The following is a 16,462-nucleotide window of genomic DNA, read 5'->3' on the forward strand; positions in this document are numbered from 1 at the left end:
GTGGTCAGAGGCGTTCGATGATGGTGGCGTTGGCCATGCCGCCGCCCTCGCACATGGTTTGTAGCCCGTAGCGGCCGCCGGTCGCCTCCAGGTGGTTGACCAGGGTGGCCAGCAGCCGGGTGCCGGAGGCGCCGAGCGGATGGCCGAGCGCGATGGCGCCGCCGCGCGGGTTGAGCCGCTCGGGGTCGGCGTCGAACTCGCGCTGCCACAGCAGCGGAACGGGCGCGAAGGCCTCGTTGACCTCGTAGGCGTCGATTGCGTCGAGGGACAGACCGGAACGGTCGAGGACCTTGCGGGTCGCAGGGATCACTCCGTCGAGCATCAGCAGCGGGTCGGAGCCGGAGACCGCGAAGGAGTGGTAGCGGGCGCGGGGGCGCAGGCCGAGTCGCTCGGCTGTGGCGGCGCTCATGATGAGGGCGGCGGAGGCGCCGTCGGTGAGCGGGGAGGAGTTGCCGGGCGTGATGCGCCAGTCGATCTCGGGGAAGCGCTCGGCACCGGGGGCTCCGGCGAATGCGGGCTTGAGTCCGGCCAGACCCTCCGCGGCGGTCGCCGCACGGATCGTCTCGTCCACGGTGTGACCGTCGACGGGAACGATCTCCTTCCCGAAGCCGCCGGTCTCCGTGGCCTCCCAGGCGCGCTGATGGGAACGGGCCGCGAAGGCGTCGAGCTCCTCGCGCTCCAGCTTCCAGCGCACGGCGAGGAGTTCCGCGGACAGGCCCTGGGATATCAGCCCCTCGGGGTAGCGTCGGGACAGCCCGTCGCCAGAGGTGTCGGCACCGGCCGAGCTGGAGCCCATCGGCACGCGGCTCATCGACTCCACGCCGCACGCGATCACGATGTCGTACGCCCCGGCGAGCACCCCCTGAGCCGCGAAGTGCCCGGCCTGCTGGCTGGAGCCGCACTGCCGGTCGACGGTCGTGGCCGGAACCGAGTCGGGGAAGCCGGCCGCCAGCAGTGCGGTGCGGGTGATATTGAAGGCCTGCTCGCCGGACTGGGAGACGCAGCCGCCGATGACGTCGTCGACGAGGGCCGGGTCGAGACTGTTGCGCTCGACGAGGGCGGTGAGAACGGTGGCCAGGAGGTCGGCGGGGTGGTGGCCGGACAGGGCACCGCCCGGCTTCCCCTTGCCGGACGCGGTACGGACCACGTCGACGATGACGGCGTCGTTGCTGTTGGGCATCAGAGATCCTTCACTGCTACAGGCTGACTGGTGGGTGCGGCAGGGGGCCGGAGGTCAGCGCCCGGTCCATCGGGGTGCGCGCTTCTCGGCGAAGGCGCGTGGACCTTCCTTCGCGTCGTCGCTGACCAGGACCTCCTGGAAAGCGCGGTCGTTCTCGATCCAGGCCTCGGCTTCGCTCCGGTCTTCGCCCCAGGACATGAGCCGCTTCACGACGTGCACGGACAGGGGTGCGGCGGACGCCACCCGCTCGGCCAGCTCCAGGGCGGCGTCGACCGACTTGCCCGCCGGGGCGACCTGGTTGAACAGGCCCCATCGCGCGGCCGTCACGGCGTCCACCGGGGTTCCGGTGAGCGCGATCTCCCGGGCGATGTTTCGCGGCACCCGGTGCTGCAGCCGCAGCACCCCGCCCGCGGCCGGGAACAACCCGTGATGTACCTCGGGCATCCCGAACGTGGCGTTCTCGTCGGCGACCACCAGGTCGCAGGCCAGGACGATCTCGGCGCCACCGCCCAGCGCGGGGCCGTTGACGGCGGCGACAAGGGGTTTGCCGACCGGGTGCCGAACGATGCCGGCGAAGCCCCATTCGGGGTGCAGGGGATCGTTCACGGAGCGGCCCGCCGCCGCTTCCTTGAGGTCCATGCCCGCACAGAACGCGCGCCCCGAGCCCGTCACCACCGCGACCCGCAGGCCGGCGTCGGCGTCGAACTCCTCCAGGGCCGCGCCCAGGGCCGCCGAGAGGTCCGCGTTCACGGCGTTGAGGGCGCGGGGTCGGTTGAGGGTGATCAGAGCGACGGCACCGCGTCGCTCCAGTGTGACCACTGGTGCGGGTGCGTCCGTCTCGGCTGGCGGCATGGTCCCGGGCTCCTTCGGTTTCGGTGGAGGTATATTTAACGCTCGTTAGAGACGCTAGGTTGGGTCGATCGGTGACGTCAAGGTTTCGGCGCCAGGACAGGCGCGTTTCCCTGTCGAGAGCTTGACCTTTGCTGTTGTCTGCTCCTAGCGTTCGAACGAACGTTAAGTAATCGCCACTCCGAGAGCCGCGAGGACCCCATGGCGATCGATTTCACCCTTGAGCCCGAACTCATCGAACTGAGAGACCGCACCGCGGAGTTCGTCCGGACGACGGCGCTTCCCGCCGAGGCGGAGATGCTCGGCGGGCCGGGCGCGCCGGACGACACCCTGCGTCGCACACTTCAGCGGGCAGCCCGCCAGGCCGGGGTCTTCGCCCCGACCGTTCCGGAGGACCTCGGCGGCCTCGGCCTCGACCTGCGCGGACAGTCCGTGGTCCTTGAGGAAGCCGGCCGCAGCCTGCTGGGGCCGCTCGCCCTGCACTGCGCGGCGCCCGACGAGGGCAACATGCTCCTGCTGGAGCGGGTTGCCGACCCCGCGCAGCGCGACCGCTTCCTGAAACCGCTGGCCGCCGGGGATGTGCGGTCCTGCTTCGCGATGACCGAACCCGCCCCCGGCGCGGGTTCGGACCCCTCCCAGCTGGCCACGGCCGCCCGTCGGACGGACCGGGGCTGGGTGCTGGACGGCCGCAAGTGGTTCATCACCGGTGCGGACGGCGCCGCCTTCGCCATCGTCATGGCGCGTACCGGCACGGGTCCCGATCCGGCGGCGACCATGTTCCTCGTGCCGACCGACACGCCCGGCTTCCGCCTCGTCCGGCACATACCGAGCCTCGACCAGGGTTTCACCGGCGGGCACTGCGAGATCGAACTGGACGGCTGCGAGGTCGGGGACGACGCCGTCCTCGGCGAGGTCGGCAAGGGCTTCGCCTACGCCCAGGTGCGTCTGGCCCCGGCCCGGCTCACCCACTGCATGCGCTGGCTGGGCCTGGCCCGCCGGGCCCATGAGCTGGCTCTCGGCTACGCGGCCGAGCGCACCGCGTTCGGCAGTCGGCTCGGTGAACTCGGCATGGTGCAGCAGCAGTTGGCGGACAACGAGATCGATCTCGCCGCCGCCCGAGCGCTGGTCCGCGAGACCGCGTGGATCCTCGACCAGGGCCGTCCCGGGAAGCACGAGTCCTCCGTCGCCAAGACCTTCACCGCCGAGGCCGTCGGCCGGATCGTCGACCGCGCCGTGCAGGTGTGCGGCGCTCTCGGAATCTCGGCGGATCTGCCTCTGTCGGCGTATCTGCGGGAGGTGCGCCCCTTCCGCATCTACGACGGTCCGTCCGAGACCCACCGCTGGTCGATCGCCCGCCGAGCACTCAGAGCCATCGCGACAAAGGAGTCGAACCGATGAAGAGCACCATGATGGACCGGGACCTACAGGTCAGCGATCTGCTCCGGCACGGACAGCGGGTGCACGCGCACAGTCGTGTGGTGCGCTGTTCCCAGGACGGCGGCGGGTCCTGGACCTTCGCCGAGACCGCCGAGCGCGCGGAGCGTCTCGCCGCCGCCCTGAGCAGGCTGGGCGTCGAACGGGGCGACCGCGTCGCCACCCTGAGCTGGAACACGCTCGAACACATGGCGGCATATCTGGCGGTGCCGTCCATGGGCGCCGTACTGCACACCCTGAACCTGCGGCTCCACCCCGACCAGCTCGGCTACATCATCGAGCACGCCGAGGACCAGGTCATCGTGGTCGACTCCACCCTGCTGGGCCTGCTCGGCCAGGTGCGCGACCGGCTGTCCACCGTGCGCCACGTCATCGTCGTCGGCGAGGGCGCACCTCTGGACCTGCCCGCCCACATCGAGGTCCACGATTTCGACGCCCTGCTCGACGCGGAGGAGCCCGGCTTCGTCTGGCCCGACGTCGACGAACGCTCCGCCGCCGCGCTCTGCTACACCACCGGTACCACCGGCGACCCCAAGGGCGTGGCGTACAGCCACCGCTCGATCCTGCTCCACACCCTGGGCATCTCCAGCGGCAACGCCGCGGCCATGTCAGACCGGGACCGGCTGCTGCCGATCGTGCCGATGTTCCACGCCAACGCCTGGGGCTGGCCGTACGCCGGCTGGTTGGCGGGCGCCGACCTCATCATGAACGGTCGGCACCTCACCGTCCCCGACCTCGCCCGCATCATCGACGAGGAGCGGCCCACCGGGGTCGCCGCCGTCCCCGTCCTCTGGAACGGCCTGCTGCACCACGGCCGGCAGCACCCGCTGAACCTCTCCTCCGTCCGGCTCGCCGGCTGCGGCGGCTCCAGCCCCTCGCGTGCTCTGGTCGCCGGGTTCAAGGAGCGCTACGGCATCCAGCTCGCCCAGGGCTGGGGGATGACCGAGACCAGTCCGCTGGCCAGCTGGTCGGGACCGCCGCGCGGCACCGCGCCGGAGGAGGACGTCGACTGGCTGGTCAAGAGCGGCCGGGTGATGCCGCTGGTCGAGGTCCGCGTCATGGGCATGGACGGCACCGAACAGCCCTGGGACGGCGAGTCCGCCGGCGAACTCCAGCTGCGTGGGCCGTGGGTGACCGGCTCCTACCTGCACACCGAGAACACCGCCGAGAAGTTCGACGACGGCTGGCTGCGCACCGGCGACCTCGGCACCGTCGCGCCGGGCGGCTGGATCGTCGTACGCGACCGCCTCAAGGACGGCATCAAGAGCGGCGGCGAGTGGATCTCCACCGTCGAGCTGGAGAACGCCATCGCCGAGCATCCCGCCGTCGTCGAGGCCACGGTGGTCGGAGTGCCCGACCCGAAGTGGGACGAGCGCCCCCTTGCCTGCGTCACGCTCGCCGAGGGCGCTGCCGCCTCCACCGCCGAGCTGCGGGACTTCCTCAAGGGCCGGGTCGCCGGCTGGTGGATCCCCGAGCGCTGGACATTTCTGGAGGCCATCCCGAAGACCAGCGTCGGCAAGTACGACAAACGTGCCGTGCGGCGGTTGTACCGGGACGGCGAGATGACCATCGAGATCGGCGGCAAGGACACGTGAACCACGACGGAAGTGAACGCGCGAACCCGGCCGCACGCGGCCCTCTGACGGGCCTGCGAGTCCTGGAGATAGCCAGCATGGCCCCGGGCCCCTTCGCCTGCACCGTCCTGGCCGATCTGGGCGCGGAGGTTCTCCGCGTCGACCGCGCCTCGGACGTCGACCCCCGCACACACGACTCGCAGGACCCGCTCGCCCGGGGCCGCCGCTCCGTCGCCGTCGATCTCAAGCATCCCGACGGCGCCGCGCTCGTCCGGCATCTCGCCGCCCGGGCCGACGTCCTGGTGGAGGGCTTCCGGCCCGGGGTCGCCGAGCGTCTGGGCATCGGACCCGAGGACTGCCGGGCCGTCAACCCCCGCCTGGTGTACGGGCGAATGACCGGCTGGGGGCAGAGCGGTCCGCTCGCGCCGCGTGCCGGGCACGACATCACCTACCTCGCCGTCTCCGGCGCCCTCGGCCTCATCGGCCCGCCCGACCGGCCTCCGGTGCCGCCGGTCAACCTGGTCGGGGACTTCGGCGGCGGTGGCATGCTCCTGGCCCTCGGCATCCTGGCCGCTCTGCTCGAACGGGAGCGCTCGGGCCTCGGCCAGGTCGTCGACGCGGCCATGGTCGACGGCGCCGCCCTGCTCACCACCGCCCTGCACGGTCTGCGGGCCACGGGCGACTGGCAGGGCGACCGGGGCGAGAACCTGCTCGACGGGGGAGCGCCGTTCTACACGACGTACGAGACCGCCGACGGCGGACACATGGCCGTCGGACCGATCGAGGAGCGGTTCTACGCCGAGCTGCTCACCGGCCTCGGACTGTCGGACGACCCGGACCTGCCCGCGCAGTACGACCGCGCACGCTGGCCCGAGCTGAGGCAGCGCCTGGCCGCCGCGTTCAAGGAGCGCACCCGCGACGAGTGGACCGCCCTGTTCGAACCGACCGACGCCTGTGTGGCCCCCGTGCTCAGCCCCTGGGAAGCACACCTCCACCCGCACAACACGGCACGCTCGGTCTTCACCGAGACGGACGGCGTACGGCAGCCCGCCCCCGCACCCCGCTTCGACCGCACCCCGGGCGCCGTCCAGGGACCCCCGCCCGTGGTCGGCCGGGACACCCGAACCGCCCTGGCCGACTGGGGCGTCGACGCCCCCGAGACCGACCGGCTGCTCGCCGCGACGGTCGTCGTCCAGCACCCGCACACAGGAGAGAACCGATGAGACTGGGCCTGAGCATGGGCCACTGGGGCCGGGACGGAGGCGCCGAGCCACTGGCGCTCGCCCTGGAGGCCGAGCGCCTCGGCTACGACGTCGTCTGGGCCGCCGAGGCCTACGGCTCCGACGCCGTCACCGTACTGTCCTGGCTGGCCGGCCGGACCACGCGGATCGGACTCGGCTCCGCGGTGATGCGGATCCCGGCCCGCACCCCGGCGATGACCGGCATGACGGCCGCCACCCTGGACGCCCTGTCGGACGGCCGGTTCCAGCTCGGCCTGGGAGTCTCCGGGCCGCAGGTGTCGGCGGGCTGGCACGGCGTCGAGTTCGGCAAGCCGCTGGCCCGCACCCGCGAGTACATCGACGTCGTACGCAGTGTCGTACGGCGTGAACTCGTCCGCCACGAGGGCGAGCACTACCCGCTGCCCCTGCCGGGACCGGGCGGCGCCCCGGGCAAGCCGCTGCGCCTGATCATCCATCCCGTGCGCCAGGAGATCCCCGTCTACCTGGCGGCCGTGGGCCCGCGCAACATCCGTCTGGCCGGCGAGATCGCGGACGGCTGGCTCGCCCTCTTCCACGCCCCCTCCCACACGGACGAGAACCTCACCCAGCTCCGCGAAGGACGCGGTGAGCGGGGCCTTGCCGGCTTCGACATCGTGGCGAGTGTGCCGGTGTCGGTCGGGGAGGACCTGGACGCCTGCGCCGACCGCGTCCGTGCCTACACGGCGCTGTACGTCGGAGGTATGGGCAGCCGGGAGCGGAACTTCTACAACGCCCAGGCCCGCGCGCTCGGTTACGAGAAGGAGGCGCGGGTGGTGCAGGACCTCTACCTCACGGGCGAGGCCGACGCCGCGGCCGGCGAGGTGCCGTTCGGTCTGATCGACGAGACGAGTCTGCTCGGACCCGTGGACCGGATCGCCGACCGGCTCGCCGCCTTCGCCGCGAGCGGTGTCACCACCCTGTCCGTCATTCCCCACGGCGACTCCTACGAGGAGAAGGCGGCCTGTCTGGCCACCGTCGCCGAGGCCCTGAACCGCGCGAACATCTGAGGAGACACACAGTGGAACGCACACTTTACGACCAGGATCACGAGGACTTCCGGGACATCGTGCGGGAGTTCGTCGCCCGCGAGGTCGTCCCGCATCTGGAGCGCTGGGACGACGACCACCTCATCGACAGGGGCGTGTGGACCGCCGCCGGGAAGCAGGGGCTGCTGGGGCTCGCCGCGCCCGAGGAGTACGGCGGCGGGGGACAGGACGACTTCCGCTACCGCACCGTGATGATGGAGGAGTTCGCCAAGGTCGGCGCGGCGTCCCTCGGCTCGGGGTTCAGCGTCCAGGACGACATCGTGCTGCCCTACCTCCTCGACCTGGCCACCGAGGAGCAGCAGCGGCGCTGGCTGCCCGGTGTGTGCGCGGGCGAGACCATCACGGCGATCGCGATGACCGAGCCCGGCGCCGGCAGCGATCTTCAGGGCATCCGCACCACCGCCGTCCGTGACGGCGACGAGTGGGTACTCGACGGGGCCAAGACCTTCATCACCAGCGGCATCCTGTCCGATCTGGTCATCGTGCTCGCCCGCACCGACCCGGCGGCCGGAGCGCGCGGCATGAGCCTGTTCGTCGTCGAACGCGGCATGCCCGGCTTCACCCGCGGCCGCAAACTGGACAAGATCGGGCTGCACGCGCAGGACACCGCCGAGCTGTTCTTCGACTCGGTGCGGGTCCCGGCGGCCAACCTGCTGGGAGCGGAGGGGCGGGGCTTCATGCATCTGATGGAACGACTGCCACGCGAGCGGATGGCCATCGCGGTGTCGGCCCAGGCCGTCACCGAGACCGTGCTGGCACAGACCCTGGAGTACTGCGCCGACCGCACCGCGTTCGGCCGTCCGGTCGCCGACTTCCAGCACAGCCGTTTCCTGCTGGCGGAGCTGACGACGCAGGCCGACATCACCCGCGTCTACCTCGACCGGGCCATCGAAGCCCTCAACGACGGCACGCTCACCGCCGTCGACGCCGCCAAGGCGAAGTGGTGGGCCACCGAACTCCAGACGAGGACAGTGGACCGCTGCCTCCAACTCCACGGCGGGTACGGCTACATGAAGGAGTACCCCATCGCGCGCGCCTTCCTGGACTCCCGTATCCAGACCGTGTACGGCGGGACCACCGAGATCATGAAGGAGATCATCGGCCGGGACCTGGCCGCCAGGACGGAGACCGCTCGATGACGCAGGCGAGCCCCGTCGCCGTCACCAGCGATCCACCAGGCCTCGAACTAGGCGCCCTGAACCGCTGGTTCGACGCGAACGTGCCGGGTTGTCAGGGACCGTTGTCCGCGACGCTGCTGCACGGCGGACGTTCCAATCTGACCTACCTCGTCACCGACGGCCATACGCGATGGGTGGTCCGCAGGCCTCCGCTCGGCGGACTCACCCCGTCGGCGCACGACGTCGGGCGGGAGTTCCGAGTGATGTCCGCCCTCAGGGCCAGAGGCGTCGCCGTGCCGGGCACCGTCGCCCACTGCACGGACCAGTCGGTGACTGGTGCGCCCTTCACGGTGGTCGCCCACGTCGAGGGGCGCGTCCTGCGCACCCGCGCCGACACCGCCGGCCTCACCCCGCACGAACTGCTCCGCTGCGCGGACGGCCTGGTCGATCAGTTGGCCGCACTGCACGCCGTTCCGTACGCCGAAGCGGGACTCAACGGCTGGGGACGGCCGGACGGCTACCTGCGGCGGCAGCTCGACCGCTGGCGTGCCCAGTGGAACCTGGTCGCGACCCGCCCGCTGCCCGAACTGCCCCGCCTTCACGCGCTGTTGGAGGCCGCGCTGCCGAGGGAGAGCGGCGCGTCGATCGTGCACGGCGACTTCCGGGTCGACAACACCATCCTGGATCCGGCGGACCTGAGCCGGGTACGCGCCGTCGTGGACTGGGAACTGTCCACCATCGGAGATCCCCTCGCGGATCTCGGCACCTTCCTCGCCTACCGCGATCCCGCGGTCGACGCCTTGCTCGACTCACCGGCCGCGACCGACCCGAGATTCCCTGACCCACTCCAACTCGCCGAGCAGTATGCCCTGTTGAGCGGCCGGGACATCTCACTGCTGCCGTTCTACCAGGCCCTGGCCTACTTCAAGATCGCCGTGATCGCGGAGGGTGTGCACGCCCGCCATCTGGAGGGCGTCACGGTCGGCGAGGGCTTCGCCGGAGCAGGCGAATCCGTCCCCCGTCTGGTGAAGGCCGGGCTCGCCCTTATGGGACGCAGGCGGTGACCCGGCCAGGACGGGCCGCGCTCGTGACCGGTGCCTCGCGCGGCATCGGCCGGGAGATCGCCGGCCGCCTCGCGGAGGAGGGCTTCGACCTCACCCTCAGCGCCAGGGGCACCGACGCGCTGCGCGAGGCGGCGGCGGAGTGCGCGAAGCGGGGTGCCACCCAGGTGCGGACGGTGTCGGCCGACATGGCCGTCGAGGACGATGTCCGCCAGGTCGCCGAGGCACATCGCACGGCGTACGGCCGTCTGGATCTGCTGGTCCTGAGCGCGGGCGTGGGATCGGCCGCGCCACTCGGCAGCTATCCGGTGCACCGGTTCGACAAGCAGTTCGCGGTGAACGTCCGAGCCCCGTTCCTGCTCATCGACGCCTGCATGGAACTCCTGAGAAGCACCGCGCCGGCGCGCGTCGTGGCGGTCTCCTCCATCACCGGCCGGGCTCCCGAGCCCGGCCTCGCCGCCTACGGGGCGAGCAAGGCCGCGCTGACCGCCCTGTGCGAAGCCGTCAACACGGAGGCGTCGGCGGACGGAGTGGCGGCCACCGCGATCTGTCCCGGTTACGTGGACACCGACATGAGCGCCTGGAACCACGAGAGTGTTCCGCCGAGCGAGATGATCACCAGCAGTGATATCGCGGAGCTGGTCATCGCGGTGACTCGCCTGTCGTCGCGGGCCGTCGTTCCGTACCTGCCGGTCGTGCGTACCGGGTCTGCTCTGTGGCGTGCTTGAGGAGGTTCCGCCGGCACCCGTGAGGGGCTACTCGGTGGTCTCGTCGAAGTAGCGGGGGTTGGCGACGCTCAGCCGCGCGACGGCGGCGAAGCGCATGACGTCGGCGACCGCGGCATCGGTGTGCGGGCAGACCGAGCCATGGCGGATCGCCAGCGCCAGATCCCGCTCGGTGTCGAAACCGAGGCGGTGGAGCGCGGCCACGTGCCGCGCGCGGGCGGCCGGGCCCAGGGAGAGTTCGCGTGACACCGTGTCGAGGACGTTCGCGGCGATCCGGCCGAGGTGCCGGGAACGAGGATCCGCCTCCCGACTCAAGGCGGTCAGCAATTCCCGGACGGGAGTGAGGAGTTCGGGCGCGGACGGATTCCCGAACAGGTCGGCGTCGGCGGTGCTCACCGCCTCGGCAATAGGTACGGGGGCCGGGTCCAGAATGCCGAGGAGGCGCAGGAGGTCGTACTCGCATTCGGCCACGCGACGCCCGACGGCCAGCAACTCCAGGGCGTCCTCGGCGCCCCGCTGCCGCGCGCGCCGAGCCTGGAGCCCGCAGAGCACGGCCCAGCGCAGGGTGCCGTACACCTCCCACCAGTGGACCGCCTCCGGATCGGGCGTCGTGCCGCTCTCCTCCGCATAGCCCCGGAAGAGCTCCGAGCGCGGACCGAACCCGCCGACCGGCGCCTCGGCTCCGAAGCGCCAGGCCCGGACGCAGAGCCAGCCCAGGTCCTCCATGGGGTCGCCCCGGTGGACCAGTTCCCAGTCCAGCACCGCACGGATGCCGTCCCTGTCGACGATGACGTTGCCATTGCGGAAGTCGCCGTGCACCACCGCGTCGCGGTCGGCCATGGGGCGGCGTTCGGACAGCCGGCGGAAGGCGAGCTCCAGGACGGGGAGAGGGTCGCCGATGGAGTCGTATGTGTCACGGAGTTGTTCCAGCTGGTCTCCGGCGGTCAGCCCGGGGATCCGGGCGGGGTCCATCCGGTGGTGGATGCGGGCGAGAACCCGTCCCAGCTCGTACGGCAGCCGTAGTCGGACGTCCGCGAACTCCTCGTCGCGCAGCAGCTTGCGGGGCAGCGCCTCACCCGGAACCCTCGTCATGAGGAGGTAGGACGGACCGAGACCAGCCCCTTCCGCAGACGGTACCCGGGGGCTTCGGTCAAGCAGCCGAGGTACCGGTACACCCACTCGCGCCGCCTCGTCGAGCGCGTCCGCCTCGCGGGCCATGCGCGCGGGGTCCTCGGCGCCCGGCGCGTCACGTCGGAGGATGAGCTCGGCCGCCGGATCATCCGCGGTGGCGGCCGTCAGGGACCAGGTCTCGGCGCTGGCGCCGCCGGTCAGCCGCCGCAGTCCGCTGATTGTGCAGGGGGCGTCGCGCAGCTGGGAGAGCCGGGTGGACAGCGCGGTCGTCAAGGACCGTGCCCGGGAGGTCTCCTGCTCCTGAGGGGGCGTCAAGCCGTGGCTCCTTCTCCGACATGGCCGACCGCCGAGAGCGCGATCTCCTGGTACCGCCGCACCACGTCCTGTGCGGAGAGTGCCCCGTCGGGACGGAACCACGTGGCCACGGCGGTGCAGGCCGTCACCACGAACAGGGCGGCCTCCTTGGGGGACGCGGTGGTGAAGACGCCCCGCTCCACCCCGTCCGTCGTCACGCGATCGAACATCCGCTGCTGGACATCCCGCTTCGCGGTCACCAGCCGCAGTTCCGCGGGCTCCAGGCTGCGCAGTTCGGAGTTGCCGATGAGGCTCTCCAGCGGGCCGGCCGTGTGCGCGCCGACATGGGCGCCGACGATCGCGCGCAGCCGGTCCGCCGGATCGGTACCGGCATGGAAGAGGGCGTCCTCGGTGGCCTTCACCAGATGGTCCATGGCGCGGTTCATGATGACGACCAGCAGGTCGTACTTCGATCCGAAGCTGTTGTAGACGGAGCCCACACTGAGCCCGGCCGCCGTGGCGATGTCGCGGACCGAAGTGCCGTGGTAGCCCTTGGCGGCGATGACGTGGACGGCCGCGCTGATCAGAGCCGCTGCCATGGGGTCGTCGTCGTCCTCGACCAACGCGCTGGCCGCCGGTGCCGACGACGCCGATGTGACTGATGCAGGCACGCGCACCTCTCATTGACCGGTGAATGAACGTTCATAGCTCAGCCTAATGCTTCGAACTGCGCCTTGCCAGAGGGTCTATCGAGCGTTAGCTTCGATGAACGTTCGTTCATCGCACCTCACTGGAGAGGGCGGGAGCCATGGATTTCGGCATCACCCAAGACCTGCGGACACTGCTGACGGAGCTGGACCGCTTCATCGAGTCGGAGATCGTTCCCCTGCAGGCGGAGGACGACAACCAACGCTTCTTCGACCACCGGCGCGAGTGGGCGCGCACCGACTTCGAGGCCGGCGGCCTGCCCCGTCCGGAGTGGCGAGTGCTTCTGAGGGAGATGCGCCGGCGGGCCGACAAAGCGGGGTTCCTGCGCCGTGACCTGCCCGCCACGCTCGGTGGCGCGCAGGCGAGCAACCTGGAGATGGCCGTGGTGCGCGAGCACCTCGCGCACCGGGGGCTCGGCCTGCACAACGACCTCCAGGACGAGTCCTCAGTCGTGGGCAACTTCCCGTTCGCGCATCTGATCCTGCGCTTCGGCAGCGACGAGCAGCGCGAGAGCTTCGGGGAGTCCCTGATCACGGGGGAGCGCGCGCTGGGCTTCGCCCTGACCGAGCCCGACCACGGCTCCGACGCCACCTGGATGGAAACCACGGCGCAGAAGTCGGGCGGCGACTGGATCATCAGCGGGGAGAAACGCTGGAACACCGGCGTCGACACAGCCACCCACGACCTGGTCTTCGCCCGTACGTCCGGCAAGCCCGGAGACGCCCTCGGCATCAGCGCCTTCATCGTTCCCATCGACGCGCCCGGCGTCGAAGTGGGCCTGTTCCGCTGGACGTTCAACATGCCCACCGACCACGCCGACGTCACCCTGCGGGACGTACGGGTGCCCGACGCAGCGATCCTCGGCGAGGAGGGGCGGGGGCTGGAGGTGGCGCAGGCCTTCGTGCACGAGAACCGCATCCGGCAGGCGGCGTCCAGCCTGGGGGCCGCGCAGTACTGCATCGACCGCTCGGTCGCCCACGCCCGCGAACGGGTCACCTTCGGCGAGCCGCTGGCGATGCGCCAGGCCGTGCAGTGGCCGCTGACCGAACTGCACACGGATGCCACGGCGCTGCGCCTGCTGGTGCGTACGACCGCGCAGGACCTCGACCAGGGGGCGCACGCGGAGGTCTCTCACCTGGTCTCGATGTGCAACTACCGGGCGAACCGGCTGGTGTGCGAGGCCGCCGACCGCGCCATGCAGGTGCACGGTGGGATGGGATACAGCCGGCATCTCCCGTTCGAGCACATCTACCGTCATCACCGGCGCTACCGGATCACCGAAGGCGCCGAGGAGATCCAGATCCGCAAGGTGGCGGGCCACCTGTTCGGTCTCACCGGCGGGGGGAAGTGAAGTGCGCGGCGAGCAGGCGGCCGACGAACCCCTCGCCGACATGTCCCGGTACCGCTCTCTGGCCCACGGCGAGCAGCTGGCGCGGCACGCGAGGCAGCGACCCGGTCGGCCCGCTCTGAGCTTCGGCGGCCGCACGCTCACCTACGCCGAACTCGACCGTCGGGTCAACCAGTTGGCCAGGACCCTGAGGAACCTGGGTGTCGACGCGGGCGACCGCGTCGCGGTCCTGATGCGCAACCGCCTTGAGGTGGTGGAGTCCTACTTCGCGGTGATGCGCCTCGGGGCGATCGCCGTTCCGGTCAACTTCCGGATGGTCGCGGCCGAGGTACGCCACATCCTGTCCGACAGCGGGGCGAAGGTGCTGATCGCCGATGGCGAGGCGACGGGGACCGTACGGGAGTGCCTGACCGGAGACGGGCTGCCCGTGGAGGTGTCGTCGGTCCTGCTGGCCGGTGGTGACCCGTCGGCCGTCGGGCCGGAGGCGACCCCCTACGACGACGCCCTCGACCCGGACACGGCACCCCTGGACGTCGTGGTCGACGACCACGACCCGGCCTTCATCATGTACACCTCGGGGACCACTGGCCGGCCCAAGGGCGCGGTGCTCACGCACCTCAACCTCGCGATGAACTCGATCAACTGCCTGATCCTGCAAGGCGTCGCGGACGACTCCGAGGTCTGGTACTCGGGGCTGCCCCTCTTCCACATCGGCGGGCTGAACGGCGTCCTGATCTACCTCACCGTCGGTGGGCACTCCGTCATCACCCCGTCAGGGGACTTCAGCGCCGCCGGCGCCGTGGCGGAGATGGAGCGCGAAGGAGTCACCGCGTGCTACTTCGTTCCGACGCAGTGGAAGGAGATCTGCGCGCTCCCCGGCATGGCCGACCGAGGCCTCGCCCTGCGTCGCATCTCCTGGGGGGCCTCCGCGGCACCGCCTTCCGTGCTGGAGGCGATGGCGAAGACCTTCCCCGGTGTGCCGAACTTCAACATGTTCGGGCAGACCGAGATGAGCTCGGTGACGTGCGTGCTGCGCGGTGACGACGCCATCCGCAAGATGGGATCGGTCGGCAGGCCCGTGCCGAATCTCGAGGTCAGGCTGGTGGGCCGGGACGGCACCGAAGCGGGCCCGGGCGAGGTCGGGGAGATCGTCTACCGCGGGCCGACCGTCATGCTCGGTTACTGGAACGACCCGGAAGCCACCCGGGAGGCATTCCGCGACGGATGGTTCCACTCCGGTGATCTCTGCACAGTCGACGAGGACGGCTTCTACCGGGTGGTCGACCGGGCCAAGGACATGATCATCTCGGGCGGGGAGAACATCTACTGCGCCGAGGTGGAAGCGGCCGTCGACGCCCACCCCAAGGTCTCCGAGGCCGCCGTAGTCGGTGCCGCGCACCCGAAGTGGGTGGAGACCCCCGTCGCCTTCGTGGTGCCGGCCGACCCCGACGACCCGCCCACCGAGCAGGAGATCATCGCCCACTGCCGGGAACGCCTGGCGTCGTACAAGAAGCCCACCCGCGTGATCGTCATCCGCTCGCTGCCGCGCAACGCGACCGGCAAGGTTCAGAAGTACCTGCTGCGCGAGCGCCTCGGCACCGGCCAGGGCTGAGATCGACCTGGTGACAGGCAACCTCTTGAGAAGGGAAGAACCATGGGCAGGACAGCCGGCGGGGAATACGTCGAAGGCGCGTGGACGGCACCCGGGTTCAGCGTCGACGGCAGAGGCAAGGTTGTCGGCCTCGTCAACGACAACGTGCCCAACAACTGGGGACGTTGGGGCGAGGACGACCAGCGTGGCACGGTCAACTTCATCACGCCCGAGGTGGTCGCCGCGGCGGCGGCGCTGATCAGGACCGGGCGGACGGTCAGTCTCGCGGTGCCGCTGGACGCCACCGGCCCCGTGCATCCCACCCGGCCGGGCGTGGTGCACCTCTTCGGCTACAGCGGCGCGGACCACGTGGTGGGAAGCGACCTCGGTCGCATCGCCCCGGGGTTTCAGGGAGCCGACGACTACCTCTTCATGCCGCTCCAGGGGAGTACGCAATGGGACGGCCTGGCGCACATCTTCCACCGGGACGCGATGTACAACGGCTTCTGGATGGGCAACGTCGAGGGGTTCGCCGGCGCACGCAAGTGCTCGATCCAGCTGCTCAAGGACAGCCTCACCAGCCGGGGTGTCCTGCTCGACGTCGCCCGGCATCTGGGAGTCGACCGCTGTGAGCCCGGGGTGCCCATCACCGCCGACCTGCTCGACGCCTGCGCCGATGCGCAGGGAGTGGGGATCCGCACCGGGGACATCCTGCTGGTCCGCACCGGACACGTCCCCTGGTTCTACCGGCTTGAGGACAAGCGGGAGTTCTGGTCCGTCGGCGCGCCGGGACTCGCTCTCGACACCGTCGAGTGGATCCACGGCAAGGAGATCGCGGCACTGGCGGTCGACAACATCGCCGTCGAGGTGGAACCCGGTGAGGATCCTGAACAGCCGGTATACCCCCTGCATGTACGGCTCATCCGGGACCTCGGTCTGACTCTCGGCGAGGTGTGGTGGCTGGAGGAACTCGCCACCGAGTGTGCGGAGCACGGGCGGTACGAGTTCTTCCTGACGGCGTCACCGTTGACCATCACGGGAGGCGCCGGCTCGCCGGTCAACCCGATCGCCGTCTTCTGACGCGGGTCAGCCGTGCGACGCACTAGAGCTTGAATATTCAAGCAAGGTCGACCATGCTTGTGCT

At 70.7% G+C, this 16,462-nt stretch carries 14 protein-coding genes; 10 read left to right on the top strand and 4 right to left on the bottom strand.

What is annotated here, in order from left to right:
• Positions 1–4: 4 nt before the first annotated feature.
• Positions 5–1,180 (bottom strand): thiolase family protein, encoded by a 1,176-nt coding sequence (locus ABZ928_RS00155; RefSeq protein WP_361514011.1) that lies wholly within the window; start codon positions 1,178–1,180, stop codon positions 5–7.
• A 54-nt stretch (positions 1,181–1,234) separates the two neighbouring features.
• Entirely contained in the window at positions 1,235–2,032 is a 798-nt protein-coding gene (locus tag ABZ928_RS00160; protein WP_361514012.1) for a crotonase/enoyl-CoA hydratase family protein, read from the bottom strand.
• 198 nt (positions 2,033–2,230) lie between these two features.
• On the opposite strand from ABZ928_RS00160, the gene ABZ928_RS00165 reads away from it, so the two are divergent.
• Genes ABZ928_RS00165 through ABZ928_RS00195 form a run of 7 tightly spaced genes read left to right on the top strand, consistent with a single transcriptional unit; the run spans position 2,231 to position 10,249 of the window.
• Positions 2,231–3,427, top strand: coding sequence for an acyl-CoA dehydrogenase family protein (locus tag ABZ928_RS00165; RefSeq protein ID WP_361514014.1), 1,197 nt, complete (start codon positions 2,231–2,233; stop codon positions 3,425–3,427).
• The gene (locus tag ABZ928_RS00170) at positions 3,424–5,058 is read left to right on the top strand and encodes a long-chain fatty acid--CoA ligase (RefSeq protein WP_361514016.1); all 1,635 of its coding nucleotides are present in this window, start codon (positions 3,424–3,426) and stop codon (positions 5,056–5,058) included. The genes ABZ928_RS00165 and ABZ928_RS00170 overlap by 4 nt, the downstream gene beginning before the upstream one ends.
• Entirely contained in the window at positions 5,055–6,260 is a 1,206-nt protein-coding gene (locus ABZ928_RS00175) for a CaiB/BaiF CoA-transferase family protein (RefSeq protein ID WP_361514017.1), read from the top strand. Before ABZ928_RS00170 ends, ABZ928_RS00175 begins: the two co-directional genes overlap by 4 nt.
• On the top strand, positions 6,257–7,303 hold the full coding sequence (locus ABZ928_RS00180) for an LLM class F420-dependent oxidoreductase (RefSeq protein WP_361514019.1): 1,047 nt from the start codon (positions 6,257–6,259) through the stop codon (positions 7,301–7,303). Before ABZ928_RS00175 ends, ABZ928_RS00180 begins: the two co-directional genes overlap by 4 nt.
• 11 nt (positions 7,304–7,314) lie before the next feature.
• Positions 7,315–8,481: an acyl-CoA dehydrogenase family protein gene (locus tag ABZ928_RS00185; protein ID WP_361514021.1), complete on the top strand. Its 1,167-nt coding sequence runs from the start codon at positions 7,315–7,317 to the stop codon at positions 8,479–8,481.
• Positions 8,478–9,524: a phosphotransferase family protein gene (locus tag ABZ928_RS00190; protein ID WP_361514023.1), complete on the top strand. Its 1,047-nt coding sequence runs from the start codon at positions 8,478–8,480 to the stop codon at positions 9,522–9,524. The genes ABZ928_RS00185 and ABZ928_RS00190 overlap by 4 nt, the downstream gene beginning before the upstream one ends.
• A gap of 23 nt (positions 9,525–9,547) precedes the next feature.
• The gene (locus ABZ928_RS00195; protein ID WP_361514025.1) at positions 9,548–10,249 is read left to right on the top strand and encodes an SDR family oxidoreductase; all 702 of its coding nucleotides are present in this window, start codon (positions 9,548–9,550) and stop codon (positions 10,247–10,249) included.
• A gap of 27 nt (positions 10,250–10,276) precedes the next feature.
• Here the strand turns inward: ABZ928_RS00195 and ABZ928_RS00200 are convergent, their stop codons facing one another.
• The gene (locus tag ABZ928_RS00200; protein ID WP_361514027.1) at positions 10,277–11,692 is read right to left on the bottom strand and encodes a phosphotransferase family protein; all 1,416 of its coding nucleotides are present in this window, start codon (positions 11,690–11,692) and stop codon (positions 10,277–10,279) included.
• Positions 11,689–12,342, bottom strand: coding sequence for a TetR/AcrR family transcriptional regulator (locus tag ABZ928_RS00205; protein ID WP_361514029.1), 654 nt, complete (start codon positions 12,340–12,342; stop codon positions 11,689–11,691). Before ABZ928_RS00205 ends, ABZ928_RS00200 begins: the two co-directional genes overlap by 4 nt.
• Positions 12,343–12,479: 137 nt before the next feature.
• Here ABZ928_RS00205 and ABZ928_RS00210 point away from each other — a divergent pair, with 137 nt between their 5' ends.
• The 3 genes from ABZ928_RS00210 to ABZ928_RS00220 are packed head-to-tail and all read left to right on the top strand — an operon-like array spanning position 12,480 to position 16,398.
• On the top strand, positions 12,480–13,730 hold the full coding sequence (locus ABZ928_RS00210) for an acyl-CoA dehydrogenase family protein (RefSeq protein ID WP_361514031.1): 1,251 nt from the start codon (positions 12,480–12,482) through the stop codon (positions 13,728–13,730).
• Between the two features lies 1 nt (position 13,731).
• A complete protein-coding gene (locus ABZ928_RS00215; RefSeq protein WP_361514032.1) occupies positions 13,732–15,339 on the top strand; it encodes an AMP-binding protein in 1,608 nt (535 codons plus the stop codon).
• A gap of 42 nt (positions 15,340–15,381) precedes the next feature.
• Complete coding sequence (locus ABZ928_RS00220) at positions 15,382–16,398, top strand: cyclase family protein (protein WP_361514034.1); 1,017 nt, start codon at positions 15,382–15,384, stop codon at positions 16,396–16,398.
• Positions 16,399–16,462: the final 64 nt, after the last annotated feature.

The sequence above is a fragment of the Streptomyces sp. NPDC046909 genome, from assembly GCF_040644695.1.
Classification (GTDB): Bacteria; Actinomycetota; Actinomycetes; order Streptomycetales; family Streptomycetaceae; genus Streptomyces.

Bases quoted from the DNA above. Each gene is read 5' to 3' on its own strand.
- ABZ928_RS00155 (WP_361514011.1), bottom strand. From the start codon at position 1,180: ATGCCCAACAGCAACGACGCCGTCATCGTCGACGTGGTCCGTACCGCG.
- ABZ928_RS00160 (WP_361514012.1), bottom strand. From the start codon at position 2,032: ATGCCGCCAGCCGAGACGGACGCACCCGCACCAGTGGTCACACTGGAG.
- ABZ928_RS00165 (WP_361514014.1), top strand. From the start codon at position 2,231: ATGGCGATCGATTTCACCCTTGAGCCCGAACTCATCGAACTGAGAGAC.
- ABZ928_RS00170 (WP_361514016.1), top strand. From the start codon at position 3,424: ATGAAGAGCACCATGATGGACCGGGACCTACAGGTCAGCGATCTGCTC.
- ABZ928_RS00180 (WP_361514019.1), top strand. From the start codon at position 6,257: ATGAGACTGGGCCTGAGCATGGGCCACTGGGGCCGGGACGGAGGCGCC.
- ABZ928_RS00190 (WP_361514023.1), top strand. From the start codon at position 8,478: ATGACGCAGGCGAGCCCCGTCGCCGTCACCAGCGATCCACCAGGCCTC.
- ABZ928_RS00210 (WP_361514031.1), top strand. From the start codon at position 12,480: ATGGATTTCGGCATCACCCAAGACCTGCGGACACTGCTGACGGAGCTG.
- ABZ928_RS00220 (WP_361514034.1), top strand. From the start codon at position 15,382: ATGGGCAGGACAGCCGGCGGGGAATACGTCGAAGGCGCGTGGACGGCA.